Source organism: Marinimicrobium sp. ARAG 43.8 (assembly GCF_050113635.1).
Lineage (GTDB): Bacteria > Pseudomonadota > Gammaproteobacteria > Pseudomonadales > Cellvibrionaceae > Marinimicrobium.
In genome coordinates this window covers 58,890-82,750 of record NZ_JBNJLT010000008.1, presented here as the reverse complement: position 1 = coordinate 82,750, position 23,861 = coordinate 58,890, and the positions used below count along the sequence as shown (strand labels likewise).

The 23,861-nt window shown below is 55.8% G+C and carries 21 protein-coding genes and 1 pseudogene; 19 read left to right on the top strand and 3 right to left on the bottom strand.

The features are described from left to right. The first annotated feature begins 90 nt into the window (after positions 1 to 90). From nirB to ACQCLF_RS14480, 6 genes are read left to right on the top strand one after another with little or no spacing between them, the layout of a single operon-like run. Positions 91 to 2,622, top strand: a complete 2,532-nt coding sequence (gene nirB, locus ACQCLF_RS14505; protein WP_426988525.1) for a nitrite reductase large subunit NirB — start codon at positions 91 to 93, stop codon at positions 2,620 to 2,622. Then, on the top strand, positions 2,619 to 2,972 hold the full coding sequence (gene nirD, locus ACQCLF_RS14500) for a nitrite reductase small subunit NirD (protein ID WP_426988524.1): 354 nt from the start codon (positions 2,619 to 2,621) through the stop codon (positions 2,970 to 2,972). The genes nirB and nirD overlap by 4 nt, the downstream gene beginning before the upstream one ends. Before the next feature lie 8 nt (positions 2,973 to 2,980). Continuing rightward, positions 2,981 to 4,207 (top strand): NAD(P)/FAD-dependent oxidoreductase, encoded by a 1,227-nt coding sequence (locus ACQCLF_RS14495; RefSeq protein WP_426988522.1) that lies wholly within the window; start codon positions 2,981 to 2,983, stop codon positions 4,205 to 4,207. Continuing rightward, on the top strand, positions 4,204 to 6,927 hold the full coding sequence (locus ACQCLF_RS14490) for a molybdopterin-dependent oxidoreductase (RefSeq protein ID WP_426988520.1): 2,724 nt from the start codon (positions 4,204 to 4,206) through the stop codon (positions 6,925 to 6,927). Before ACQCLF_RS14495 ends, ACQCLF_RS14490 begins: the two co-directional genes overlap by 4 nt. Then, positions 6,924 to 7,796, top strand: a complete 873-nt coding sequence (gene cobA, locus ACQCLF_RS14485; protein WP_426988518.1) for a uroporphyrinogen-III C-methyltransferase — start codon at positions 6,924 to 6,926, stop codon at positions 7,794 to 7,796. Before ACQCLF_RS14490 ends, cobA begins: the two co-directional genes overlap by 4 nt. Positions 7,797 to 7,822: 26 nt before the next feature. Beyond that, a complete protein-coding gene (locus tag ACQCLF_RS14480) occupies positions 7,823 to 9,247 on the top strand; it encodes an MBL fold metallo-hydrolase RNA specificity domain-containing protein (protein ID WP_426988516.1) in 1,425 nt (474 codons plus the stop codon). Positions 9,248 to 9,250: 3 nt separating this feature from the next. Here the strand turns inward: ACQCLF_RS14480 and ACQCLF_RS14475 are convergent, their stop codons facing one another. Beyond that, positions 9,251 to 9,385, bottom strand: coding sequence for a hypothetical protein (locus ACQCLF_RS14475; RefSeq protein WP_426988514.1), 135 nt, complete (start codon positions 9,383 to 9,385; stop codon positions 9,251 to 9,253). Between the two features lie 59 nt (positions 9,386 to 9,444). Further along, on the bottom strand, positions 9,445 to 9,717 hold the full coding sequence (locus tag ACQCLF_RS14470; RefSeq protein ID WP_426988512.1) for an Rpn family recombination-promoting nuclease/putative transposase: 273 nt from the start codon (positions 9,715 to 9,717) through the stop codon (positions 9,445 to 9,447). Between the two features lie 185 nt (positions 9,718 to 9,902). Here ACQCLF_RS14470 and ACQCLF_RS14465 point away from each other — a divergent pair, with 185 nt between their 5' ends. The 4 genes from ACQCLF_RS14465 to ACQCLF_RS14450 all read left to right on the top strand — a co-directional run bounded on the left by ACQCLF_RS14465 (position 9,903) and on the right by ACQCLF_RS14450 (position 11,074). After that, complete coding sequence (locus ACQCLF_RS14465) at positions 9,903 to 10,187, top strand: CopG family transcriptional regulator (RefSeq protein ID WP_426988510.1); 285 nt, start codon at positions 9,903 to 9,905, stop codon at positions 10,185 to 10,187. Continuing rightward, positions 10,174 to 10,443 (top strand): type II toxin-antitoxin system RelE family toxin, encoded by a 270-nt coding sequence (locus ACQCLF_RS14460; RefSeq protein ID WP_426988508.1) that lies wholly within the window; start codon positions 10,174 to 10,176, stop codon positions 10,441 to 10,443. The genes ACQCLF_RS14465 and ACQCLF_RS14460 overlap by 14 nt, the downstream gene beginning before the upstream one ends. 104 nt (positions 10,444 to 10,547) lie before the next feature. Next, entirely contained in the window at positions 10,548 to 10,799 is a 252-nt protein-coding gene (locus ACQCLF_RS14455; RefSeq protein WP_426988506.1) for a type II toxin-antitoxin system ParD family antitoxin, read from the top strand. Continuing rightward, positions 10,796 to 11,074 carry a type II toxin-antitoxin system RelE/ParE family toxin gene (locus tag ACQCLF_RS14450; protein WP_426988504.1) on the top strand — a complete coding sequence of 93 codons (279 nt, stop codon included), beginning with the start codon at positions 10,796 to 10,798 and terminating at the stop codon, positions 11,072 to 11,074. Before ACQCLF_RS14455 ends, ACQCLF_RS14450 begins: the two co-directional genes overlap by 4 nt. Positions 11,075 to 11,247: 173 nt before the next feature. On the opposite strand, the gene ACQCLF_RS14445 is transcribed toward ACQCLF_RS14450, so the two are convergent. Further along, positions 11,248 to 11,460: a DUF4351 domain-containing protein gene (locus ACQCLF_RS14445; RefSeq protein ID WP_426988587.1), complete on the bottom strand. Its 213-nt coding sequence runs from the start codon at positions 11,458 to 11,460 to the stop codon at positions 11,248 to 11,250. An 87-nt stretch (positions 11,461 to 11,547) separates the two neighbouring features. Between ACQCLF_RS14445 and ACQCLF_RS14440 the strand changes: the two genes are divergently transcribed. The 9 genes and pseudogenes from ACQCLF_RS14440 to ACQCLF_RS14400 all read left to right on the top strand — a co-directional run bounded on the left by ACQCLF_RS14440 (position 11,548) and on the right by ACQCLF_RS14400 (position 23,861). Beyond that, the gene (locus ACQCLF_RS14440) at positions 11,548 to 14,892 is read left to right on the top strand and encodes a hypothetical protein (RefSeq protein ID WP_426988502.1); all 3,345 of its coding nucleotides are present in this window, start codon (positions 11,548 to 11,550) and stop codon (positions 14,890 to 14,892) included. 103 nt (positions 14,893 to 14,995) lie between these two features. Further along, positions 14,996 to 15,094 (top strand): annotated as a pseudogene (locus ACQCLF_RS14435) (IS5/IS1182 family transposase); the annotation flags it as partial. A 402-nt stretch (positions 15,095 to 15,496) separates the two neighbouring features. Then, positions 15,497 to 18,235, top strand: coding sequence for a glycosyltransferase (locus ACQCLF_RS14430; RefSeq protein WP_426988500.1), 2,739 nt, complete (start codon positions 15,497 to 15,499; stop codon positions 18,233 to 18,235). A gap of 49 nt (positions 18,236 to 18,284) precedes the next feature. Then, positions 18,285 to 19,031: a hypothetical protein gene (locus tag ACQCLF_RS14425; protein ID WP_426988498.1), complete on the top strand. Its 747-nt coding sequence runs from the start codon at positions 18,285 to 18,287 to the stop codon at positions 19,029 to 19,031. 23 nt (positions 19,032 to 19,054) lie between these two features. Beyond that, on the top strand, positions 19,055 to 20,146 hold the full coding sequence (locus ACQCLF_RS14420; protein WP_426988496.1) for a hypothetical protein: 1,092 nt from the start codon (positions 19,055 to 19,057) through the stop codon (positions 20,144 to 20,146). Positions 20,147 to 20,148: 2 nt separating this feature from the next. After that, complete coding sequence (locus tag ACQCLF_RS14415; RefSeq protein WP_426988494.1) at positions 20,149 to 20,706, top strand: hypothetical protein; 558 nt, start codon at positions 20,149 to 20,151, stop codon at positions 20,704 to 20,706. A 22-nt stretch (positions 20,707 to 20,728) separates the two neighbouring features. Beyond that, a complete protein-coding gene (locus ACQCLF_RS14410; RefSeq protein ID WP_426988492.1) occupies positions 20,729 to 21,682 on the top strand; it encodes a sulfotransferase family 2 domain-containing protein in 954 nt (317 codons plus the stop codon). Between the two features lie 12 nt (positions 21,683 to 21,694). Further along, complete coding sequence (locus ACQCLF_RS14405) at positions 21,695 to 22,645, top strand: glycosyltransferase family 2 protein (protein ID WP_426988490.1); 951 nt, start codon at positions 21,695 to 21,697, stop codon at positions 22,643 to 22,645. Between the two features lie 25 nt (positions 22,646 to 22,670). Further along, positions 22,671 to 23,861 carry a glycosyltransferase family 2 protein gene (locus ACQCLF_RS14400; RefSeq protein ID WP_426988488.1) on the top strand — a complete coding sequence of 397 codons (1,191 nt, stop codon included), beginning with the start codon at positions 22,671 to 22,673 and terminating at the stop codon, positions 23,859 to 23,861.

Here is a 23,861-nt window from a genome sequence, read left to right as displayed (position 1 = left end):
GTGAATAACCGGGCGGTGTGCGTCTTTTTTGTGCCTGTCGATTGAGCGGTCTGTAGGTCGAGACCGACATAAGTAAGGAGTGTTGCACTCATGAACAAACGTGAACTGGTGGTCATCGGCAACGGCATGGTCGGGCATAGTCTGCTTGAAGCACTGGTGGCCTGCGACCATGATTATCACATCACTGTATTTTGCGAAGAGCCACGGCCCGCGTACGACCGGGTTCAGCTCAGCAGTTGGTTCAGTGGTGCCACGACCGAGGATCTGGCGCTGACCGATCTGGAATTTTTCGCCCGGCACGGCGTGACCTTGCGACTGGGCGAACGCGCTGAACGAATAGACCGGGATCGCAAAACTGTCATCAGTACCAACGGTGACACAGTGCCTTACGACCGCCTGGTGCTGGCCACCGGTTCCTATCCGTTTGTTCCGCCGATTCCCGGAAATGACCAGCCTCACTGTCTGGTATACCGCACCATTGAGGATCTCGAAGCTATTCGCGCCAGTGCCGCCGAATCCACCGCCGGCGTGGTAATCGGCGGCGGATTGCTCGGGCTGGAAGCGGCGCGTGCGCTCACTGGATTGGGGCTGGAAACGCACGTGGTGGAATTTGCACCTCAGTTAATGGCGGTGCAACTCGACGCAAACGGTGGCCGCTTGCTGCGCGACAAAATTGAAGCGCTCGGCGTTCGTGTACACACCGGCAAAGCCACCTCCGCCATTGTGCCCGGTGAGCACCGTCGTTACCGTCTGGAGTTTGCCGATGGTGAATCACTGGAAACGGATCTCGTGTTGTTCTCTGCCGGGATTCGCCCAGCGGATGCATTGGCACGGGAGGCGGGACTCACGCTGGGTGAACGCGGGGGTGTGGTCATTAACGATGCCTGCCAAACCTCGGACCCGGATATTTTCGCCATCGGTGAAGTCGCGCTGTGGCAGAGCCGCATCTTCGGGCTGGTCGCTCCCGGTTACGACATGGCGCGAGTTTGTGCGGCGCGGTTAATCGGTGACGAGACGCGGCAATTCGCCGGGGCAGACATGAGTACCAAGCTGAAACTGCTGGGCGTCGAAGTGGGTTCCATCGGCGATGCCCATGGGCGCACACCGGGCAGTGTCAGCTGTGTGTTCGAAGACGGCGTCGCGGGCGTCTACAAAAAACTGGTGATGGATGCCGAAGGCAAACGCCTGCTCGGTGCGGTTCTGGTGGGCGATACCTCGGACTACGGCATGCTGTTGCAGTTCTGCCTCAACGACATGCCGCTGCCGTCACAACCCGCCTCGCTGATTCTGCCGGACAGCGGCGATAAACCTGCGCTGGGCGTGGGCGCATTGCCGGACACCGCACAGATTTGTTCCTGCAATAACGTCACCAAGGGCGACCTGTGCACGGCGATCAACGCGGGCTGTACCACCGTGGGCGCCTTGAAAGCCGACACCAAGGCCTCCGCCACCTGCGGGGGGTGTGCGGCGCTGGTTAAACAAGTACTCGATGCCGAACTCCTCAGCAAGGGCATCGAAGTCAATAATCATATTTGCGAACACTTCGCCTACAGTCGCCAGGAACTGTATCACCTGGTGCGCGTACACGATGTGCGCCGTTTCGACGCGCTGTTGTCGCGTTTTGGGCAGGGCAGGGGGTGTGACATTTGCAAACCCGCCGTCGGGTCCATCCTCGCTTCCTGCTGGAACGATTATGTACTCAAGCCTGAGCATACCGGTTTGCAGGACACCAACGACGCCTTTCTCGCGAACCTGCAAAAAGACGGCACCTACTCCGTTGTGCCCCGTATTCCCGGCGGCGAAATTACCCCCGACAAATTGCTGGTGATTGGTCAGGTGGCGAAAAAGTACGAGCTTTACACCAAGATTACCGGTGGCCAACGCATTGACCTGTTTGGCGCGCGCGTTGAACAGCTGCCGCTCATTTGGGATGAACTGGTGTCCGCCGGGTTTGAATCCGGCCACGCCTACGGCAAATCCTTGCGCACCGTAAAATCCTGCGTCGGCAGCAGCTGGTGTCGCTACGGCGTGCAGGATTCGGTGAGCATGGCCATTTATATTGAAGAACGCTATCGCGGTTTGCGCTCGCCGCATAAACTAAAAATGGCTGTGTCCGGTTGCACACGGGAGTGCGCCGAGGCGCAGAGCAAAGACGTTGGCGTGATTGCTACGGAAAAAGGCTGGAACCTCTACGTGTGTGGCAATGGTGGTATGCGGCCCCGTCATGCTGAGTTGTTCGCCAGTGATCTCGATGACGCCACCTTGGTACGCTACATCGATCGCTTCCTGATGTTTTATATCCGCACCGCCGACCGCCTGCAGCGCACCTCGGTATGGCGTGACAACCTGGAAGGTGGTCTTGAGTATTTGCAGGACGTCGTGATCCACGATGCGCTAGGTATCGGTGAGGAGCTCGAAACGCAAATGCAATCGGTGATCGATACTTATGCCTGCGAGTGGAAGCGTACGCTGGAAGACGAGCAGGCACTCAAGCGTTTCAAACCGTTTATTAACGACGACGCGCAGGACGAACAGATCGTACACATACTGGAGCGCGGCCAGAAGCGACCCGCCACGGCGTCAGAACGACAACAACTCGTTATTCAGGGAGAACCGGCATGAACTCGAAAGTAGCCTCCGTAAGCTGGCAAGAGGTGTGCTCGGTGAATGACGTCGTGCCGGGCACCGGTGTAGCCGCCCGCATCCACGATCAACAGGTCGCGCTGTTTCACACCGACGACGGATTTTTCGCCATCGGCAACCACGATCCGTTCAGTCAGGCGAATGTACTGGCACGCGGCATTGTCGGCGATCTTCAAGGCACACTGGTCGTGGCGTCGCCCGTGTACAAACAACATTTTTGTTTGCGCACTGGTGCCTGCCTGGAAGACACCACCGTCACGTTGCCGACCTGGCCGGTGCGGGTGCGCGATGATCGCGTGTTGATCGCGCATTCAGTCAAGGAAGTGTGAGGCAGCGCATGCAACCATCGCGTGAACACGAAAAACCCCACCTGGTTGTTGTCGGCAATGGCATGGCGGGCACGCGCCTACTGGAAGAACTGTTGACGCTGGAACCGTCGCGTTATCGCATCACAGTGTTCAGCGCGGAACAGGCGCCGGGGTATAACCGCGTGTTGTTGTCGCCAGTACTCGGTGGTGAACGGGACGAACCGAGCATCATTACCCACGACGCCGAGTGGTACGCCGCTCGTGGCATTCAACTGGTGCTCGGTGATCCGGTGGTGTCCATTGAACGGCGCCAAAAATATGTGGTGAGTCGCAGTGGTAAACGAGTGCCGTACCATCGTTTGGTGTTGGCCACTGGCGCACAGCCGCGTCGGTTGAGTTGCGCCGGTGCGGACGCGTCGGGTATCGCCACGTTTCGGGATTTGCGCGATACCCGCGATCTGATTCGTGCCAGCGAATGCAGTCGGAACGCGGTGGTCATCGGTGGCGGTTTTCTGGGTATTGAAGCCGCCGAAGGACTGCATCGGCGAGGTGTGAATGTGACCTTGATCCACAGCGGAAAATGGTTATTGAACCGTCAGCTGAATGCCGAAGCCGGTGCCTTACTGCGTGACGATCTTCTGCGTCGCGGTCTGCACGTGCGCCTGTCGGCACGCACCGCGTCGTTCGACTCGGATCATCGCGGGCGGGTGCGCGCGGTGCGCCTGAAGGACGGCACTCGCCTTCCTGCGGATCTGGTCGTACAAGCCATTGGTATTGAGCCGGACACCACACTGGCCCGCGCGGCGGGCCTGCACTGTGAACAGGGAATTCTCACTGACGATACCCTGCAAACCTTCGACCCCGCCATTTATGCCGTGGGCGAATGCGTGCAGCACCGGCGTCGAACCTTCGGGCTGGTCGCGCCGTTGTACGAACAGGCCAAGGTATGTGCGGCGCATCTGGCCGAGCAGGGGCATAGGCGTTATCACTATCAGGACAGTGCTACGCGCTTGAAAGTCAGTGGCGTCGCCATGTTCTCCGCCGGCAATATTCAAGGCGCAAGCGATTTGTACTGGCACGATCCGCAGGCCGGTTTTTACCGGCGGTTGTGGCTCGACGGTACGCGTTTGAGTGGCGTGGTGCTGTATGGCGATACCTCGGGGGCGAGCTGGTACGAGCAACAACTCGGACGGGATATCAGCGCCTGGCGTGATACTCTGTTATTCGCAGACCGACTGCCGGAGCAGGCCGCATGACCGCCATTCCCGCCATCAATCTGGAGTGCAACACCACCTGTCCTTATTGCGGTGTCGGGTGCGGCGTAACGATGAAGCTCGACGATACCAATCGCGAATGGCGTGCTAAAGGGCTGGCCGATCACCCGGCCAACTTCGGACGGCTGTGTGTCAAAGGCAGTGCCCTGGGTGAAACCCTCACCGACCGTGAACGCCTGCTGTACCCGGAAATTGACGGCGTTCGAACAGACTGGGCACACGCGCTGGAAACCGTGGCGAGCCGCTTGAACGAAACGATTGCGCGCTATGGTTCGGACTCGGTAGCGTTCTACGTATCGGGACAACTGCTCACCGAAGACTACTACGTCGCCAATAAACTGATGAAAGGCTTTATCGGCTCGGCCAACATCGATACCAACTCCCGCCTGTGCATGTCCAGTGCCGTGGCCGCGCACAAAAAAGTGCTGGGTGCCGATGCCGTGCCCGGCTGTTACCGCGATCTGGAACAGGCGGACCTGGTGATTCTCACCGGCTCCAATATGGCCTGGACGCACCCGGTGGTGTACCAGCGGCTCGTGGCGGCGAAACAGGCAAGACCGGACATGAAAGTGGTGGTGATCGATCCGCGTGTCACCGCCACCTGCGATCTCGCGGATCTGCATTTGCCCATCGCCGCTGGCTCGGATGGTTTTCTGTTTACCGGGCTGCTCGCCTGGTGCGCCCGGCAGGGCGTGCTGGACGAAACGTTCATCAAGGCGCATACCCACGGCTTCGCCGATTGCCTTGCCGCGGCCGAAGCCACCTGTCCGGATGTGACGAGCACCGCACGTCACTGCGAGGTCCCGGAGGCGACCTTACAGCGTTTCTTCGAATTGTTTGCTGCAACGCCGCGAACGGTGACGGTGTTCTCCCAGGGCATTAACCAATCGGATACCGGCGTGGACAAAGCCAGTGCCATTCTGCACTGCCATCTTGCCACCGGTCGCATCGGCAAACCCGGCGCGACCCCGTTTTCCATCACCGGCCAGCCCAACGCCATGGGCGGACGTGAAGTGGGCGGTTTGGCGAACCAACTGGCGGCGCACATGGGCTTTGACGACGCCGAGACCGTGGCCAGGTTCTGGAGCGCCCCGCAGACGGCGACCGCGCCCGGATTAAAAGCCGTCGATCTGTTTCGTGCCGTGGAAAGCGGGCGCATCAAAGCGATCTGGATCATGGCGACCAACCCGGTGGTGTCGATGCCCGAAGCGGATCGGGTACGCCAGGCGCTGGCGCAATGTCCCACCGTCATCGTGTCCGATTGCGTGGCGGACACCGACACCTTGCGACTGGCACACGTTCGACTACCGGCAGCGGGGTGGGGTGAAAAAGACGGCACGGTCACCAACTCCGAGCGCCGTATTTCCCGACAGCGGGCGTTTTTACCTTTGCCCGGTGACGCCAAACCGGACTGGTGGATCATCAGTGCCGTGGCCCGAAAAATGGGTTTTGAGCGCGCGTTTTCGTATACACAACCCTCGCAGATTTTTCGCGAACACGCGGCGCTGTCCGGTTATCGAAACGAAGGGCGGCGCGCCTTCGATATCAGTGCGCTGGCCTGTCTGACGGAGCAACAGTACGACGAACTGCAACCGGTGCAATGGCCGCTGCGAGACGACAATCGCGGAAATGGTGAAACCTCAGTCGCGCCCGACGCCTCCGGCACCGAACGACTGTTCACAGATGGCCAGTTTTATTTCGCCGACCGTCGCGCCCGTTTCGTGCCGATCACGCCTCGTCGGCCTCAGGCCACCATCAGCGACGCCTGGCCGTGGCTGCTCAACACCGGGCGCATCCGCGACCAATGGCACACCATGACGCGCACGGGGCGGGCCGCCCGATTGTTAACGCACATCAGCGAGCCCTTCGTGGCCGTGCATCCAGAGGATATGACCCAGTCCGGTCTGGAAGACGGCGAACTGGTGTGTGTACAAAGCGCATTGGGCGAGTGCGTGGTAACGGCGAGGGCGACCGACGCCCAAACGCCTGGACAGGTGTTTATGCCCATTCACTGGAATGACTGCTTCGCCAGCGCGGCGCGGGTCGATTCATTAGTAGACGGCGTTGTCGATCACGAATCCGGGCAACCCGCGTTCAAACAAACGCCGGTACGGCTGAGCCGCTTCGGGGCGCAGTGGCAGGCTCTGGTAATTACGGCCGAACCGGTGAACGCACCGGACTCGAAATACCATTACTGGTGCCGCATTCCGGACCAAAATCTGGTGCGTTGGCGGTTAGCCGGCGTACAGCCCGTCAGCGCCGACTGGCTCAAAGACCGCTGCCCGAACGTCACGTATTGGGCGGAAATGATCGACGCCGGGCGCGGTCATTTTCGGTTGCTTGGTTATAAAGAGGGTCGAGTGGTCTGCTTCGCAGCGCTGGCTCCAGAGCTCACGGCTCTGGATGAAGAATGGCTCGCGGAGCAATTGCGCCGCCCCGAGGCCGACACCGAGACCCAGGCCGACAGCCAGCAATTGATCGCCGGTTGTCCGGGCGGTCAGCGTGATACCAGCCCGGTGCTGTGCAGTTGCCACCAAGTGCGTGAAGCCGCGCTGGAAACCGCTGTACAAAACGGCTGTACGGAACTGAATGCACTATGCCAGCACACCCGCGCTGGCACCGGCTGTGGTTCCTGTCTGCCGGAACTGAAAAGTCTGATCGCCCACGTCAGGGCGCTGCAACCCGAGGAAGCTCACTCATGATCAGCTTGTTCGCACCCTGGTTTCGCGGGGCTTTATCCGATACCCCGGTGAGCTGGAACCGCTGGCGCACCCGAACCAAAGCACGTGCTGGCAGTGGCCGCGTCTGGTTGGTAGGCGCGGGGCCGGGCGACCCGGAACTGATTACCGTGCGGGCGCTGCGGCTGTTACAGTCAGCGGATGTCGTGGTTTACGACCGGTTGGTGGCCCCCGTGCTGCTGAATCATTGCCGCCGTGGTGCCCGTCGCGTGTATGTGGGTAAACGAAGCGGTGCCCACAGCATGCCTCAGGCCGACATTAATGCATTGCTGGTGCGCGAGGCTCAGGCGGGAAAGCGAGTGGTGCGCCTTAAAGGTGGCGATCCATTTGTGTTCGGACGCGGGGGCGAGGAAATGCTGGCACTGCGGGCGGCTGATGTGCCGGTCACCGTTGTGCCGGGTATCAGCGCCGCCCACGGCTGCGCGGCAGCCATCGGCATTCCATTGACCCATCGCGACATCGCCGATGGCGTCACCTTTATTACCGCGCACCGCCGCGACGGAGCTGAAGAAACCGATTGGGCCGCACTGGCGCAGTCGGGCCGCACGCTGGCCTGCTACATGGGCTTGCGCGAACTGGACCGAATCCGCGCGCGGTTGCTTGACCACGGCGTGCCCGCGACAACCCCGGCGGCACTCATTAGCCATGGCACCACCGTCGCACAACACGCGGTGCGCTGCTCACTGGATACACTGGCCGACACGGCGCAGCAAGCCCGCATGGCCTCGCCCTGTCTGGTCATCATCGGTGAAGTCGTCACGCTGGGCGATCCGGCGCTGCTAGCGCAAACTGGAGAGACATGTGCAACCCAGGCCCTTAACGGGATAGAATAGGGCAAACCCATGAAACGGACTTCGTTATGACTGACTATCCCACGATTATTCATCACGGTGGCGCGAATGGCGTCACCGGTAGCTGCCACCGCTATATCGCCGCGCCCGGCCAGTCCTTCCTGGTCGACTGCGGACTCTTTCAGGGGCAGGACGCCGAACATCTGGACAGCCTCGAACAACACCGGATCAACTTTGGCCTTGATGACGTTCTGGCGTTAATCGTCACCCACGTCCACATCGACCATATCGGTCGTCTGCCATATTTGATCGCCGCCGGGTTCAAAGGCCCCATCTACTGCTCCGAACCCTCCGCCAAACTCCTGCCGCTGGTGATTGAAGACGCGTTGAAAATTGGCTTCACCCGGGACCAACGTCTGATCGAGCAATTCCTCGACACCGTCCATCAGCAGCTCAAGCCATTGCCTTATAAACAATGGCACACCCTGCTCGACGATCCGGACCGCACCGTGCGCATCAGGCTCCAGCGTGCCGGACACATCCTCGGCTCCGCCTACATTGAAGTGGATCAAATCGACAAAGCGAGCGGGCCAGCTCGCTCTGAACAGCGCCACCGCACCGTATTCTCGGGTGACCTGGGCGCACCCTATGCGCCGCTGCTGCCTGCACCCAAAGCACCGCACAAAGCCGACACCCTGGTGATCGAAAGCACCTACGGTAACCGCACCCACGAAAGCCGCAAGAATCGGCGCCTCAAACTCAAAGCCGCCATCGAACACGCGCTGGAAAATGACGGCACCGTCATTATTCCCGCCTTCAGCATAGGCCGAACCCAGGAATTGTTGTACGAACTGGAAGACCTTATCCATCGCGGAGGTGAGCGGTGGCAGGCGCTGGAAATCATTGTCGATTCACCCTTGGCCGCCAAATTCACCCAGGTCTATCGCGACCTGAAACCTTTCTGGGATGCCGAAGCCCAGAAACGCCTCAAATCCGGACGCCACCCGCTCAGCTTTGACAACCTCTACACCGTCAACAGCCACGAAGAGCACTTGCAAACCGTCGAGTATCTGGCCAAAAGCGGTCGCCCGGCCATCGTGCTGGCCGCCAGCGGCATGGCCGCCGGGGGCAGGGTAGTGAATTACCTGAAAGCCATGGTGGAAGATCAGCGGCACCAAGTGCTGTTCGTGGGGTATCAAGCCAGCGGTACACCGGGCCGCGCGATCCAGCAATACGGCCCGAACCACGGCTGGGTCGAACTCGACGGAGCGCGCTACACCATTCGCGCCGGTGTCACCAGCATTGGCGGCTATTCCGCCCACGCGGATCAGACAGACTTACTGAATTTTGTCAGGCGAATGAAACAGTGGCCGACCACCATTCGTCTGGTGCATGGGGACCGGGAGGCGAGGGAGACCCTCAAGGACAAATACGAGGCACTGGGGCGTACACGAGGCCACCGCTTTAGCCTCATTCTCCCCGGTAATACTTAAGGTTTAAATACCTCGGCGAGGGTACTGGCATCCAACACTCGGTCGCTCCAGACCTAGTTTCAAGCCCTCTTTACGGCCTGCTTCCACACCTTCTTTTTTCCACTGCTCTGTCCAGTCATCCAGCTTTTCAGACAACATAGCATCCACCTCATTCAAGTTTTGAAGCTCCGGTAAGGCTTCGTCTCTAAATCTTACTCTCAACAAACGGTATTGGACGACTGGAATTCGATAAGCAGATACAAATACAACCAGTCCGGCCCCATTTTTACCCGCCAGATACTGTCGTCATGCCGCTCGCGTAAATCGTCGGTGGTAAAGCTGGCTTTAAAAGGCTCCAGTGTTTGAAAATCAATATCATCGATCCACTCCGGCCTCACAAAGCCTTCAAGCAGATCCTGTACGATCCGGGGGTTGCTGAACAGCAACTTGTAGCCGACATCGTAGGGCGTTGAATCCTTAGGGATGGACATGGTGCCTCCTGCATAGCTGTATAAATAAACAGTATTTCAGGGGCGACAGTTTGTCAAGTAACTACAGCCGGGAAACTTTGGCTCAGTCCTCAGCACCTGTTGAGTGCGTTCCATTGAACTGATATTCCTGCGTTGACAGAGGCAGGACGAATATTTAGGTATTTTGATTCGTGAGGATTGACGTTGTGACGTTACAGCGCTATGATGCCGATTCATCACAAGACTGGGAAAATACCATGAGTGAGACATCGAAACGTTCCACGGTATATTTTGACCCTCAGCTACACGCGGCATTGCGGCTGAAGGCCGCGCATACCCACCGCTCGCTGTCGGATATCGTCAATGATGCGGTTCGTGCGGCATTGGCCGAGGATCAGGAAGACCTGGCGGCATTCGAGGAGCGGGTTTCCGAGCCAACGATGAGCTATGAGGCCCTACTGAACGACCTTAAAGCTCATGGCAAACTATAGGCTTACTTTTAGAAAGTCGGTTGCCAAAGACCTTCGGCCCATTCCAAACATTGATGTGGCCCGTATCCTTCAGCGGATAGAGGAACTGCGGGACAATCCGCGCCCCGCTGGCAGTGAAAAGCTGTCAGGACAAGAGCGTTACCGGATTCGACAGGGTGTGTACCGGATCATCTATGAAGTGGAAGATGAGTTACTCGTCATAACGGTAGTGAAGGTGGGTCATCGAAAGCACGTCTACAAGCGTCTCAACGTTTAATACCCGGTCACTCCAGCCCTCTCTCAAGGCCTTTGTTGTCTCAGGATGAGTTGTGTTGACAAAGTTTGCCATAAGGCGGATTATGGACGTAGGAGGTATCCACTATGGCGACAATGAACATTTCCCTGCCCGACCCCATGAAATTGTGGGCGGAACAGCAAGCCAAGACAGGCAAATACAGTAACACTAGTGATTACGTTCGAGACCTGATTCGAAAAGATCAGGAAAAGGCTGAAAAAATCGCCCATTTACAAGGGTTGGTAGATCAGGGCTTTAATAGCGGTTCCGGTTCGGCCGATATGAAAACACTCAAAGACATCGCTAGAAAAGCATTGTTGGGAGGTCATGGCGAGTGAGCTACCAATTAAGCAGGGAGGCGGAACAAGACATTCTGAACATCTTTCTGCACACAGCTGAAGAATTTGGAATGGATCAAGCTGAGCGCTACCATGACAAATTAGCCGTGTGCTTTGAATTTTTGGCGGAGAATCCATCTGCAGCACCGCTCCGCCCTGAAATCAGTCCGCCCGTTCGAATTCATCCCATCGGTGCTCACATCGTTGTTTATACCTTAGATGACGTAGGCTGCCTCTTTATCATCCGCGTTCGCCATCAACATGAAGACTGGTAGCAACTGCATATTGTACCAGCTCCATATAGGGGACATAGAGTTCTCGCCAGTGCGAGTCAGGGCTGATCCTCTAAAGGCACTAACTTCGCCCGCCGCTCCCCACGGTATGAAATAATGACTTCCTCGCAAGTTTCGAATAAACCGCCGTGGCATTTCGTCACGACATGCGTACTCTACGGTTCAAATACCTCCACGAGCGTCTCAGCATCCAACACCTGGTCACTCCAGGCCTCGATTTGCTCCACAGACGCACTACTCACCCGTTCATGGGTTCCTTCGTCAAGTGGTCCGAAACGTTTGGTGAGAAATCGGGTCAACATATTAATGGCTTCCTGGCGGCGGCCTTCTTCCCGCCCGTCGCCAAGAGGTGATTCCTGAGCGAAAATCGCGTACTATCCAACCCAAGATAATAAAGCAGCCGCCCCAGGAGCTTCAGGACGGCAGGAATCAGATAGCGCAACAGGAGTTCCACCATGGACGCCGTCAGAACGATACTCATCTTCACAGTCCTGACCATTGCCCTGACAGCCTGTGGTGGAGGTGGAGGCAGTGGCGGAAGCGGCGGCGGTGAAGGACCAGAGAACCCAGAGAACCCCGGGAACCCTGAGCCAATCAAAACAGGCAACCTCTCTGATGCGCTTTACGATATACCGGAAATCCAGTCCTACCAACCGGTCTACCTTCACCCTAGCTATGACGGCAGCATCGAACAGGCCTCACTGACACGGCAGAACAGCTTCTATTTTGTTGAAGCGGTTTACGTGCTTCTGGACCCTATATTTGAAGCGGGTACCACACAATTTTATGTCGCTAAACCAGAGATACTGGATTACCCCTATAGCGGCCCCTCGGATCTCAACTGCATCAACGGCAGCCTGGAGCATGCCCAGCACGAACTCGCCGACCGGGTTGTCCAGGTGGTTACGCTCGACCACTGCCAGAGCCGAGGCCAGGGAGAGGCCCACGGTCAGATTATCTCGGAAGTGTTCATCGGCGCTGATGGTCGTCCGACCCATAGCATCTCCACCTATCGGGATCTCACGCTGGAGGTGGATGGAAAGCGCCTAAATTACTACGGCCAAATAACCACCACGGACAAGCGCCACATGATTGTGGATTACCTGACGATCCGCAATTCCTCGCTGGATGCCATCTACCACACACAGGGCCTTGAGAGCACACTGGGCGTGCTGTCCGGCCCCATCTACCACAGCCGCTGGGGTTATGTGGAATTAAAGGCAAATCAACGCCGATCCTTGAGCACACAACTGGAAGGCGCCGAGGGTGGTGGACTCGATATGACACTTTATCGGGATAACACAGAGCGAGCCCTTGAGCTATCACTTTCATCACCCGAAATAGAGTCGCAATTCGCAGCACCAGCGATTACAACCGTTGTGCCACTCACCGAACTATTTCTTTGGCCTTATCGTGAAAATCAGGCGCCCCAAGGGCAAGTGGATGCGCCGGAAGTGATCGCACCAGGCCAAACCATGACCCTGGACGCCACCGATTTTTTTGACCCCGACTACGACTTCGTCACCCACACGTGGCGCTACCTCAGCAAGCCAGACGGCTGTTCAGGGACGTTGCCAAAAAATGATCCAGTGGTTGAGCTTCCCGACGCTTGCAGAGGCACATACGAGCTGGAGCTTCTGGTCAGTGATGGGTTCAACGATGTCTCCCTGCCTGTCGAAGTTGTCGTCGGTGGTCCGCTGCCTCAGGTGGAGGAGAAGGTAACGCTGGAGCTAGAAAGCGCCTCTGAGGCACTGTCACTGCAAGTTGAAGTGAGCAACGCCGCCGAGACCGGCCCGCTCAACTATGCCATCGCCTATGCGCCGCCGGGTATTGAAGTCAGCCCATCCGGCCTTGTGACCGGAATCCCTGAACGCCTATTTCAGACCAAAGGAGGCAGTGTCCACATTGGTGTTGAAGTGAGCAACGAGCGATCCGTGGTGCAGGAGTTCACCGTTAACTACACCAACCGGGAGCTGGAGATTGCCGCTACCAACCGCGGCGGTGCCCCGGATGACCTCTCACGCGGGTGGCAAGACATCAACAAGGATGGCGATCCAGAACAACTTGTGGATTACAGCAGCACCTTCGCCATCATAGAAGTACACGACGGGGCCACACGATATCGCCATCTGGAAACCCGAGCGTTTTCGACCGACAGCCTGCGCGATAAAACCGTCACGGATTACGACGCTGACGGCCAGCTGGACATAGTGCTATTGTACCCAGACACCTACATCGTACTGTCCGGCCTCGATTTCAGCGTGATAGACGAAGTGCCCCGCAGCTCCAGTATTGCGCAGCAGCGGGTTGCTGAGTTATTCCCCGGAGGCCCTGTCCCCATGGGCGATATCGATGGCGATAGCGTGGATGATATACTCCAGCTCACATCAAACATCGCCGTCGATGAATTCACCATCGAACACTACAGCAACGATTCAGAAACGTTGCTCGAGACCTACACCGTAAACGTCCCGGAGCTGGATGGCGAGTACTGGTTCAACGCCCGGTTTGTCAACCTGGACGATGAGCCGGGGGACGAGCTGGTACTGGCCGTATACCAGTCCGACCAACTGTACCTTCTAAAGCGCACCGACACGGTGTTCGAACTGAGCCAGAAAGTCACCTACCCGGAGCGGGGCGACCACACCGCCTTGAGCCGGCTCGACAGCCTCAGCCAGTTCACTGACCACTCGGCGGCCATGCAAGGCGGTGCCGACGATGGACAGCTCTTTCGCTTCAGCTTGATCGAAGCCCCGGTTCACTACGCCTCCGGATTTCAGCACTACTCTCTGGAACCTGACAGCGTGAATGGCCTGCACAGAGTCCGCACCGGCCCGAGCAGCATTGATGTTCTGGGTGTTCGACAGTGGCTGAACGAGCAGGGAGAACGGCAAACCGAGTTGACCGCGAGCACGCTCAACGCTGATCTGGCTTGGACCGAGCATCAACGGTTTCCTGGTCTGCCCACCCCTTACTACCTAAATGAAGTGGCCAATATCAGTTCAGCGAACGGTCCGCATAACGTCTGGCTTTATGCCCATTGGCCGCCCGGGTACAGCGTGATAGACCCGACGCTGGGGACATCGATTTTCAGCGCGGAAGTTGTCGCGATCAAAAAGGCGGTGGGCGACCTGGACGGCGATGGTCGAGTGGAAGCTTATGCAATCAACAACACCGAGTTGTACCGGCTGAACAGTGACACCTATGAGTTTGAACTGATAGACAATGCTCTGGCCGAGCGCCCTGCGGGTCGAGAGAACCCCTTCGTAGCAAAATTCGATGGTAACCAACCCGCCCTATTTATACCCTGGGAGTTCTGGAATGGCGGAATCACCCCCCGCCTGGATGTCTATCAGTACCACGACAGCGCCATACAGCGAACAGGCACCATTACATTCGATACTGATCCACAGTTTATGGGGCATGCAGAGCAGGATGTCACGGGCGATGGAGTGCCTGAACTCATCGTTTGGAATACTGACGAACAGACCGAGTTCTGGATCATCGACAGCAGTTTGAGTGTAGTGGCCCAGTTCACCACGGAAACAATAGTGGATGGCGTGTTTGAGCTCCCCGACCTGCAATCCGATAGCCTCGTAGCCTACCAGCAAGGGCAAGGCAGGGGTAACTGGAGGGATACCCATATTATCCAGATCGACCCGAACTCGGGCAACATTTTTACCCGATCACCCATCTTACCGGGCTGGCCGGATAAGAACGGCCTGACCTGTTTGGGAGACAGCCTGGCCGATTGCACCAAACTGGTCGTCACGAGCCTTGGGGTGTTTTCGTTGAAGTAACCAGACCCCCTTGCTTACTGGACGTTCATTATCAGTCAGGTTGGTATAAATGTCGACAAAGTCCACGCACGTAGCGCTGTCGGGCAGCCTCTGGGCCTGATAAAAGGGGCTCGACACGAAAATACAGGTTGACGTGGATGCGCATGGCATGCCGATCCGACTCCTTACTACAACAGCTACCCGAGCGGATTGCTCAGAGGCTTTAAACCCTAGGTGCTACTGACTTGAATCAGCTCCTTCATTCGATACTGTCCCGAATTCCCACTAATGAGGCACGCCACGACCTCTTCTGCAGGCTGAGGAGGCATTGGGCCGGCTGGCGTGGCGCCCAAATAAACGTTCGATTAAGCATTGAAGTACGTCACGAGTTTAATTACCATGATTTCCTTTTTTTTCAGATACTGGACACTTGGCTGTTGGGGCTAGTTAGGCTGTTCACTTTTTCAGGAGGCGTTTTGGCTGATTAAGCTGAAACTTCGCCGAGAGTCCCTGGGGAAAGAGACAAAAGTACGGAAAGCGCGATAAATTGTTGAGTTTAGGCGCTGTTCGTCATAGTTGTGGTGGACAATATAAATATGATTTTCTTGGATATAGTGGAGGAACAATGAGGCAATCAGGAACACGGCCACTGCAGGGGGCAGTCGACAAATACGACGCCGGTTTTGTATCCGGTTGGGTGTGGAACCCCAATGATCGCGGAACTAAACTGGAAGTGGATGTGCTGATTGACGACCAAGTTGTAGGTTCAGGTGTTGCTGATCTTTATCGGAACGATCTGGCAAAGGCCAACATCGGCAATGGACGCTTTGCATTTCGCGTGAAAATCACTCCTCCAAGAGGGGTTGAAACGGTCAACATCGTCGTTGTCGAAAAAGAAGCTCGGCAGCCTATCAGCGATACGCCTCTGAGTGTCGAACTGGCCACCAGCACGCAAATCGTCATTAACCAAATGCAATGGGGCTTGCTCAGCGGCCAGGTTAAGGGTCCAGGGCTCACCGAGGAGCAGCTTACCCTGACCATATGCTCAGACGAATGTGAAAACCCTCAAGTTGGCACCGCTGCAAAAGTTGCCGAGTGCGTCTATAGCTTTAGAATCCCCATCCCGACCCGCTGTTGCGACGGCAACATACATTTGCTCACTGTTGCTTTAGAAGGTTATCCCGGCGTCGAAACCAACTATGTTGACGTCATTCCGTCATCAATCACGCCTTGGGACCATCTCTCCGCAAGTGCCAAAGAGCTGAGCTTCCCCCCACTGGCTAGGACCGCTGGCTACCGGTATGACTCCCTGCAGCGCCAGCTTCACGAGCAACCGAAAGGGGTGTTGGACAACATCCTCCAGGCCCACGATGTCGTTGTGGATGGCTGGGAAAATCGCAAAAAATTTCCAGAACTGAGGCTGCCGTACACCGAAACCCCCGACGTTTCCATCATCATCCCGGTACATAACAAGTTTGCCCTGACTTACCACTGCCTTGCCTCCTTGATTCTGGCATGGAACCGGGCCAGCTATGAAGTCATCCTGGTGGATGACTGTTCCACCGACGAGACCGTGGACCTGCTGAATTACGTCGATAACGTCAACCTTATCGTTAACGAAGACAACCTCGGCTTTCTGCGCAACTGCAACAAGGCTGCCAAAGAGGCGAAGGGCCGCTACCTGGTCATGCTCAACAACGACACCGAAGTCACCTCTGGCTGGCTGGATGAAATGCTGGCCACGTTTGAGCGCTTCGAAGGTGTGGGAATGGCGGGCTCCAAGCTCATTTACCCCGACGGCAAACTGCAAGAGGCCGGCGGCATCGTCTGGGGCAACGGCCAGCCCTGGAACCTGGGTAACGGCGGCAACCCCGAAGCCCCTGAGTGGAACTACGCCCGCCAGGCGGACTACCTCTCCGGCGCCTCGTTCATGGTGCCCAAAACCCTGTGGGATGAGCTTGAAGGATTTAGCGACGAATTCGCCCCCGCCTACTATGAAGACACCGACTTCGCCTTCAAAGTGCGAAGTGCGGGCTACAAGACCCTATTCGTGCCGCACTCGGTGGTTGTCCACTTCGAGGGTATGAGTAACGGTCGGGACGTGACCAAAGGCATCAAGAAAAACCAGGCTCTCAATGCCCCCAAATTCCGCGCCAAGTGGATCGACAGCTACATGTACAACGGCATTGCCTCTCTGGATAAAGTTCGGTTCAACAAAGACCGCAACGTCGCCTACCGGGTGCTGATGCTCGACTACGCCGTACCGCGCCCCGACCATGACGCTGGCTCCTACGCGGCTGTGCAGGAAATGCGCATGCTCCAGGCCAACGGCTGCAAAGTCAGCTTTTTGGCCGAAAATCTTTCCTACATGGGCAAATATACAAAGAACCTGAACCGCATGGGCGTGGAAACCTTCTACGCCCCGTTCCAAACCTCCGTTGAGCAGGTTCTACAAGAGCGTGGGGATGAGTTCGACGTGGTTTACATCACCCGCTACGACGTCGCCGAACGCCACCTCGAAAACGTCCGTCGGCTGACCAACGCTAAAATCGTATTCAACAACGCCGACCTCCACTTCCTGCGCGAGCTGCGCGCCGCCCTGGCCGCCAACAAGCAGGACCTTTCCGGCCCGCTCGCCACGCGGGATCGTGAATTAGCACTCATGCGCAACGTGGATGCTATCCTGTCCTATAACCCCACCGAGCACGCGGTTATCGCCAGCCACAACCTGCGTGAAGACAACCTCTTTCTTTGCCCGTGGGTACTGGACGGGCGTGGCCACAACACCGGCTATGCCGAGCGCAGCGGCATCGGTTTCCTGGGGGGCTTCAAACACACGCCCAATGTCGAAGCGGTGGAGTTCTTCGCGGAACAGGTCATGCCTCTGCTGCGCAAGCGGCTGCCTGGCGTTAAATTCCACATATACGGCAGTAGTATGCCCGACAGCTTTAAAAAATACGAAGCGGACGACGTGGTATTGGAAGGTTTTGTTGAAAACCTGGATGAGGTATTCGAAAACCGCCGCCTCATCGTAGCCCCGCTGCTCTCCGGCGCGGGCATCAAAGGCAAGGTGCTGGAAGCCATGTCCGCCGGGGTGCCCCAGGTGCTGACCCCCGTGGCCGCCGAAGCCACGGGCTTGACCCACGGTGTGAGCGCCATGATCGTTGAGGAACCGGGCGCCTGGGCCGAGGTCCTAACGGATGTCTACGAAAATGAGGCCCAGTGGGCCCGTTTGTCGGAGAACTCCCTGGCCCTCGCGCAAAGCAACTTCAGCTTTGAAAATGGGGTCAAGGGCATGAAACGGGTGCTGGAAGGCGTGGGGGTCTACCCGCCCAACCGCATTCGCTCCCTGAGCTCTGTCTAGAGCACTGTGATTAACGCCCGACTCCTGGGCCTTATCGGAATGAAGTTCTATGCGTAAAGTCATACTCCATTACCATCTGTTCAAAAATGCGGGTACCTCGCTGGACGCGGCGTTTAAAGAAAACTTCAAGGACGATGAGTGGGTGACTAAAGAATTCCCGGCCAACCCCGCCAAAAACCGTGAGGAGGTGGCCCAGTGGATTTTGGATAACCCGCAGGCGACAGTGTTTTCCTCCCACACAGCGCAACTGCCACCGCCGGAATTTGATGACATTAAAGTACTGCCGGTCATCTTTTTTCGCCACCCCATCGACCGCATTGCCTCCGCTTATGCATTTGAAACCAAGCAGGGCGGCGATAGCTTCGGTGCGGTATTGGCGAGAAACACTGACCTGTCTGGTTACATTGAAACCCGATTGGCTCTCCCGAACGACCGCCAGTGTCGGAACTTTCACATACAGCGGTTTGCCATGATGTACCCCGAGTCGGAGGGGAGCGAATTCGAGCGTGCCAAGAGGGCGATTGAAGAGTTGCCGTTCGTGGGGATTGTTGAGCGCTTTTCGGACTCTATGGCGGAGTTGGAAGAGTGGCTGCGCAGTGAGGGCTTTGAAGATCTCCATATGAAGCCAAGCGAAAAAAATGTTAGCAGAGGGCCAGGGCTTTCAATGGATGAAAAGTTGCGAGAATTAGAGGCTCGAATGTCTGAAAGGGCTTTTCAAAAGCTGGGAGATGAAAATAATGATGACCTCATAATATATAAAAGTGTCCGCAGAAAGTCCATTTTAAGTGATAGCTAGTAACACGGGAGCGATATAGCGTAATGAAAATAGGAGTGGTGGGGCGTCATCCAGATCTAGAGAAAGGTTTTAACGGTGTGATGTCGATGCTGTGGGCCAAGGGTTTTTCTGAGGCTGGCTATTCGATAACGTTATATTTGCCGATTTCAGAAGCTCATGATCCATATGTTTTGTTGCAGAAGGCAGGGCTGTCGTCGTTTGACGAGCTTGAATCGTGGGGTGTGGAAATCAAGGTCTTGGATAGTCTTGATAGCATTGAGCCGGGAACGGACGTAATTATTTGGCAATCATATCGGCCTCAAGAGGAGCACATAAGAGAAAGTCTCAAACGAAAAGGGTACTTTTTGGTTAAAAACCCCCCAAGACTGTTTAGTGGTGTCAAAGCGAAGGATGAAAGAAAGGCGCTTGGTCTTTCGAAGCAATACGATCTCATAGCAGCTGCCCTGTGCAGCGATGTCGGGGAGGGGCATGAATTTCCGGCTTTGTCCGATAAGATTGCATATGTTCCTCGCGGATTTGACTTAGATAAGTTGGTTCCAGATAAGGGAAGCGTTCCGACGATTGGAATGGATAAAGCAGTGAAAGGGCATGAGTTTGGCGGTCGCTCGGTAGAGCACATTGTCTCTGTTGGTATGAGGCTTAAAGCGAATGCAGAAAATGTTGAGTTCCTAAGTTTGCGAGATAACATCGAATGTCTAGGGAGTAAGAGAGTTCCTCTTTTAGGGTATCCTGACTTCTATCGTGAGTTTATTAACAAACTTTGGATATATATGCCTGTCGACTTTGATTACAGTGTTCACTCCAAAGGAAAAAGCGTGCTGTTCGACGGATCTCATAGATATGTTGGGTTATATGAAAATCAAGTTGTAGAAACTCAGCTTGCAGGTGGGTTGGTGATCAGTAGAAGGGGTGATATACCGGAAGAACTAATAATGCTTCCGGAAGAGTCTTTCGTAGAGGATTACACAGATATTTCTGCAGTGGAGCACAAGATCGTCGAGCATATAAGGAACTTTGATCAAAGGTCTATGGAGACTAGAAAGCTGGCCGGGAGTGTGCATAATTACCAGAGAGCTGTGGAGATGTTGGCGTTAGAGATTGAGGCTAGATTATAAGAATGTTTGAGATGCAAGCCAAAGAAATTTTCCCGACGCTCTTGAAAGATGACTTTCTTCTGCAGGACTTGTTTAGGTGGAGGGCGCGTCTTCGTCTCGAAGGATTTTCTGATGAAGATGCGTTTGTTCGGTGCTTTTCAAGTCGTCAAGAGTTTCGGAGTATGATCAAGTATCGAGTGGCCAGGTATGGTGATAAAGCCTTAACCCAATCATTCTCCCGACAGTTTGATGCCCATAAAAACGCTTTTATTACTAATTTCTACTTATCTTGCAAAGACGTGGGGCCTGGGCTCTACGTTGAGCACGGTTTCTCGACAATACTCTATGCACAAAGTGTCGGACAAAACTTGCATTTGAATCAATGTGTTACGGTTGGCTCAGGTCGAGGGGGTATCCCGGTTTTGGGGGACAACGTTTGCCTGTACGCTGGAAGCATTGTTTGTGGTGGTGTAACAATCGGTGACAATGTGGATGTGGCGGCAGGAGCAGTTGTCGTTGACTCTGTACCGAGTGGGAGCGTGGTGGCTAGCCCAAAGGCAGTAGTAATTAAACAAAAGTAGTTCTTTCTATGAGTTGGTGTTAATGAGCGTTCTGTACTTTGTTCATATACCTAAGACAGCTGGTACAAGCTTTCGAACGTCAGCGAGCAGATGTCTAGGCAGTGCTCACGTTTTTTACGATTATGGTGTTGACTCTTCTGAAACATCGGGTGAGGTCAAGAGGTCAGTATACGAAAGAGACGATATCTGGCTGTTGCACCACCTTGCGAACAGTAAGAAAATCCGGTTTTTCTCCGGGCATAAGCCGGTAGTCAAGTATGTCCCTCTTTTTGGTGTGGATGGAACTGCGACGTTTGTGCGCGATCCAGTCCAGCGGCTTGTGTCAGATCATGCTCATTTTGTTCGCCATCATGGTTACTCTGGAACCTTTGAGGCGTTTTATAACCGCTCCACCATGACCAATCGACAGCACAAGCTGCTTAATGGCGTGCCTTTGGAAGCGTACGGTTTTATCGGCATTACCGAGCGCTATCGCGAATCGATTGAACTGTTCAATCATTTGTACGGGGTGAAGTTCGAGTACCTAGAGGCGAACACGGCCGGTAAAAAGCCCTTGGCCACTCGCGAGTTGGACCCCAAGGATGTGGCCGAGATTGAGCGGCTCAATGCCAAGGATATGGCCCTGTATGACAAGGCGTGCTGGCTGTTCGAGCAGCGCCTGTCCGCTTGGCGTGAGGGTTGGCGTTATGCCCATACAGAACTCACGGATGTCAAACAGGATAAAGTCAGCGGCTGGGCCTGGTATGAGGGCGGCAGTGATGAACCGGTCACGGTAAGCGTGCGGATTAATGGTACAATCGTCGCCCAATGCCAGGCGGTGAATTTTCGCCTGGCCTCTTGCCGCTACAAAGCGCCCCGTGGTGGCTTTGTCGGCTTCTCGGCGCCGGTCACGCTCTCGGAGGGGGACCGGGTGGATTGTGAAGTGCAGGGCACGGGGCAGGTGTTCCCCAGGGAGCCCCTGCCGTTTGGCCTGTGAAATGGACCCTATATGAAGTTTGCAATTGCCGTTATTGTCAAGAACGAGTCGCCCTCGTTACTTGAGTGGGTGGCCTATCACCGGGCCGTTGGTGTCACTGATTTCATTATTATCGACAACTACAGTACCGATAATACCTGGCAGCTTGTGAAAGCGCTTCGCCGGAAAGGGTTGGTCAATGGTTTTCGCTTTAAGACTTTGGCGGGAAAGGCCCCGCAGGTGGATGCATACCAGTGTGCTCTGAAGAAGTTTGGGGCTCGTTATGACGCGATTGCTTTTATTGATGCGGACGAGTACTTGTTCCCGGCAGAATCCCAGGAGCCGGTACCTGTGACCGTTGAACGTCTTTTCCAAGCCTCTGAAACAGGCGGAGCAGAGGTGGGGGCAATTTGTCTGAACTGGGCTTGCTTCGGTTCCAATGGCCAGGTTTTTAAAGCATCGGGAATGGTGTTGGAACGCTTTGTGACCCGTGCGCCAGCACTCTCCCTCCTAAGCTTGCACTACAAAAGTATCGTCCGCCCGGAAAAAGTGGTCCGGTTTAACAACCCTCATCACGCTGTTCTGGCTGAAGGCGAGCACCGGTGTGCTTCCGGTGCGCCACTGGAGGTCAACAAAGAGAACTCTTTTGGGTTGAGCGAAACCACTTGTTGGGACAATCTGCGCGTCAACCACTACGTGGTGAAGTCACTTGAGGAGTTTCTGGTTCGCAAGAGTCAGTTAGGTAGCGCCGCAAGATATGGCAAACAGAAACGCGAAAAATTCTTTCGTGGGCACGACCGTAATGATGAGGAAGATCGCTCGATACTGCCATTGGTGCCCAAAGTGCAGGCGGAGCTGGAACGGTTGGAATCGGTTGTGGCGGAGTACCAGCAACCTGGTCCCTTGGAGCGCATGGGAAGTGCACTTAAAAGTCAGTACGAGCGGGCGTGTTACTTACTGAGAAAGTATCGGCTATATCACTAATAGATACGGAGTGCGGGGCGTAGCAATGGATATTGGAATTGGCGCAATTTTCCGGAATGAAAGAGAGTATATTCTGGAGTGGATCGAGTGGCACAGAATGGCAGGGTTTCGCCATTTTTACCTGGCGGACAACCGTTCGAACGATGGCACCCGACAGCTTCTGGAAGCCCTATCGGACTTGGGCGTGGTGGATTTGACCTACCAACCTATACTGGCAACGCCCTCCCAGGTGACCGCGTACCACCGGTTGGCTCAGAAGGCTCTGGGGGTTGTTGAGGCGTTGCTCTATATTGATGCGGACGAGTTTGTTTTTCACGATGAGTACGGACGGGGCAAGGAGCACGAGGCCATTGCCCGCTTGATGAAAGACGAATCCGTTGGGGTGGCCGCTATTAATTGGCGAACTTTCGGCTCCTCCGGCCTGGTTAAGTATGAGCCGAAGCCGGTGATTCAGCGATTTACCCACTGTGCCCGGGACTCCGGGAAGCTGTGCGCCAACCAGCATGTGAAATCGGTGGTCCGGGTGCGCAATATCGTTAGCACTGGGCCGCATATTTGTCGGGTCACCGACAACCTGCGCTATGTTGATACGCAGGGCAAGGAGATCGATGATTTTATCGTGGCGGAAAACGGTCAGGAGGTGAAATCCAGTCAGTGTGAAGGGCGCACGGCTCGGGTTCGACCGGGTCCGCTACGGGTTCATCATTACGTGATTAAGTCCAAGGATGAGTACCTTAGCAAGAAGCGCTCACGTGGTTCGGCGATGAAAGGGGCGGATTTTGATCGAGGGTTGCAGTTCTTTGATAACCACGACTTCCAGGACGAGACGTTTGAGGTAAACAAGGCGGTTCTCGCTCGGCTGCGGGAGGGGATGGACGGGCTAGAGCGTGCGTTGAAAGAGCGGACACCGCTGTATCGTGAACTGCGAGGCTATCTGGATCGGTGTACCCCTGACTTTGTCGAAGGGTGGCTGACCGACAATAAAGGGTTGTCGGATGGCCTGAGTATTAATGTTTTTGTGAACGACACTTATGTGGGGTCCTGCGCGGTTGGAAGTTTTCGCTCGGACTTGAAGCGCAAGAGAATTGCTCGGAATGGCCATGGGGGTTTCCGGTTTTATTTCCCCAGGCCACTGTCTGTTGATGACTGCGTATCGGTGTCTGTTCATGCCAGCAGTTTCTCTTTTAAAGATGACGGCATCAGGTACATTCAATAA

Coding starts and splice junctions, on each gene's coding strand:
- ACQCLF_RS14410 (WP_426988492.1), top strand. CDS start 20,729: ATGAGCGTTCTGTACTTTGTTCATATACCTAAGACAGCTGGTACAAGC.
- nirB (WP_426988525.1), top strand. CDS start 91: ATGAACAAACGTGAACTGGTGGTCATCGGCAACGGCATGGTCGGGCAT.
- nirD (WP_426988524.1), top strand. CDS start 2,619: ATGAACTCGAAAGTAGCCTCCGTAAGCTGGCAAGAGGTGTGCTCGGTG.
- ACQCLF_RS14480 (WP_426988516.1), top strand. CDS start 7,823: ATGACTGACTATCCCACGATTATTCATCACGGTGGCGCGAATGGCGTC.
- ACQCLF_RS14495 (WP_426988522.1), top strand. CDS start 2,981: ATGCAACCATCGCGTGAACACGAAAAACCCCACCTGGTTGTTGTCGGC.
- ACQCLF_RS14420 (WP_426988496.1), top strand. CDS start 19,055: ATGAAAATAGGAGTGGTGGGGCGTCATCCAGATCTAGAGAAAGGTTTT.
- ACQCLF_RS14430 (WP_426988500.1), top strand. CDS start 15,497: ATGAGGCAATCAGGAACACGGCCACTGCAGGGGGCAGTCGACAAATAC.
- ACQCLF_RS14470 (WP_426988512.1), bottom strand. CDS start 9,717: ATGTCCATCCCTAAGGATTCAACGCCCTACGATGTCGGCTACAAGTTG.
- ACQCLF_RS14455 (WP_426988506.1), top strand. CDS start 10,548: ATGGCGACAATGAACATTTCCCTGCCCGACCCCATGAAATTGTGGGCG.
- cobA (WP_426988518.1), top strand. CDS start 6,924: ATGATCAGCTTGTTCGCACCCTGGTTTCGCGGGGCTTTATCCGATACC.
- ACQCLF_RS14460 (WP_426988508.1), top strand. CDS start 10,174: ATGGCAAACTATAGGCTTACTTTTAGAAAGTCGGTTGCCAAAGACCTT.
- ACQCLF_RS14490 (WP_426988520.1), top strand. CDS start 4,204: ATGACCGCCATTCCCGCCATCAATCTGGAGTGCAACACCACCTGTCCT.
- ACQCLF_RS14400 (WP_426988488.1), top strand. CDS start 22,671: ATGGATATTGGAATTGGCGCAATTTTCCGGAATGAAAGAGAGTATATT.
- ACQCLF_RS14425 (WP_426988498.1), top strand. CDS start 18,285: ATGCGTAAAGTCATACTCCATTACCATCTGTTCAAAAATGCGGGTACC.
- ACQCLF_RS14405 (WP_426988490.1), top strand. CDS start 21,695: ATGAAGTTTGCAATTGCCGTTATTGTCAAGAACGAGTCGCCCTCGTTA.
- ACQCLF_RS14415 (WP_426988494.1), top strand. CDS start 20,149: ATGTTTGAGATGCAAGCCAAAGAAATTTTCCCGACGCTCTTGAAAGAT.
- ACQCLF_RS14475 (WP_426988514.1), bottom strand. CDS start 9,385: ATGTTGTCTGAAAAGCTGGATGACTGGACAGAGCAGTGGAAAAAAGAA.
- ACQCLF_RS14440 (WP_426988502.1), top strand. CDS start 11,548: ATGGACGCCGTCAGAACGATACTCATCTTCACAGTCCTGACCATTGCC.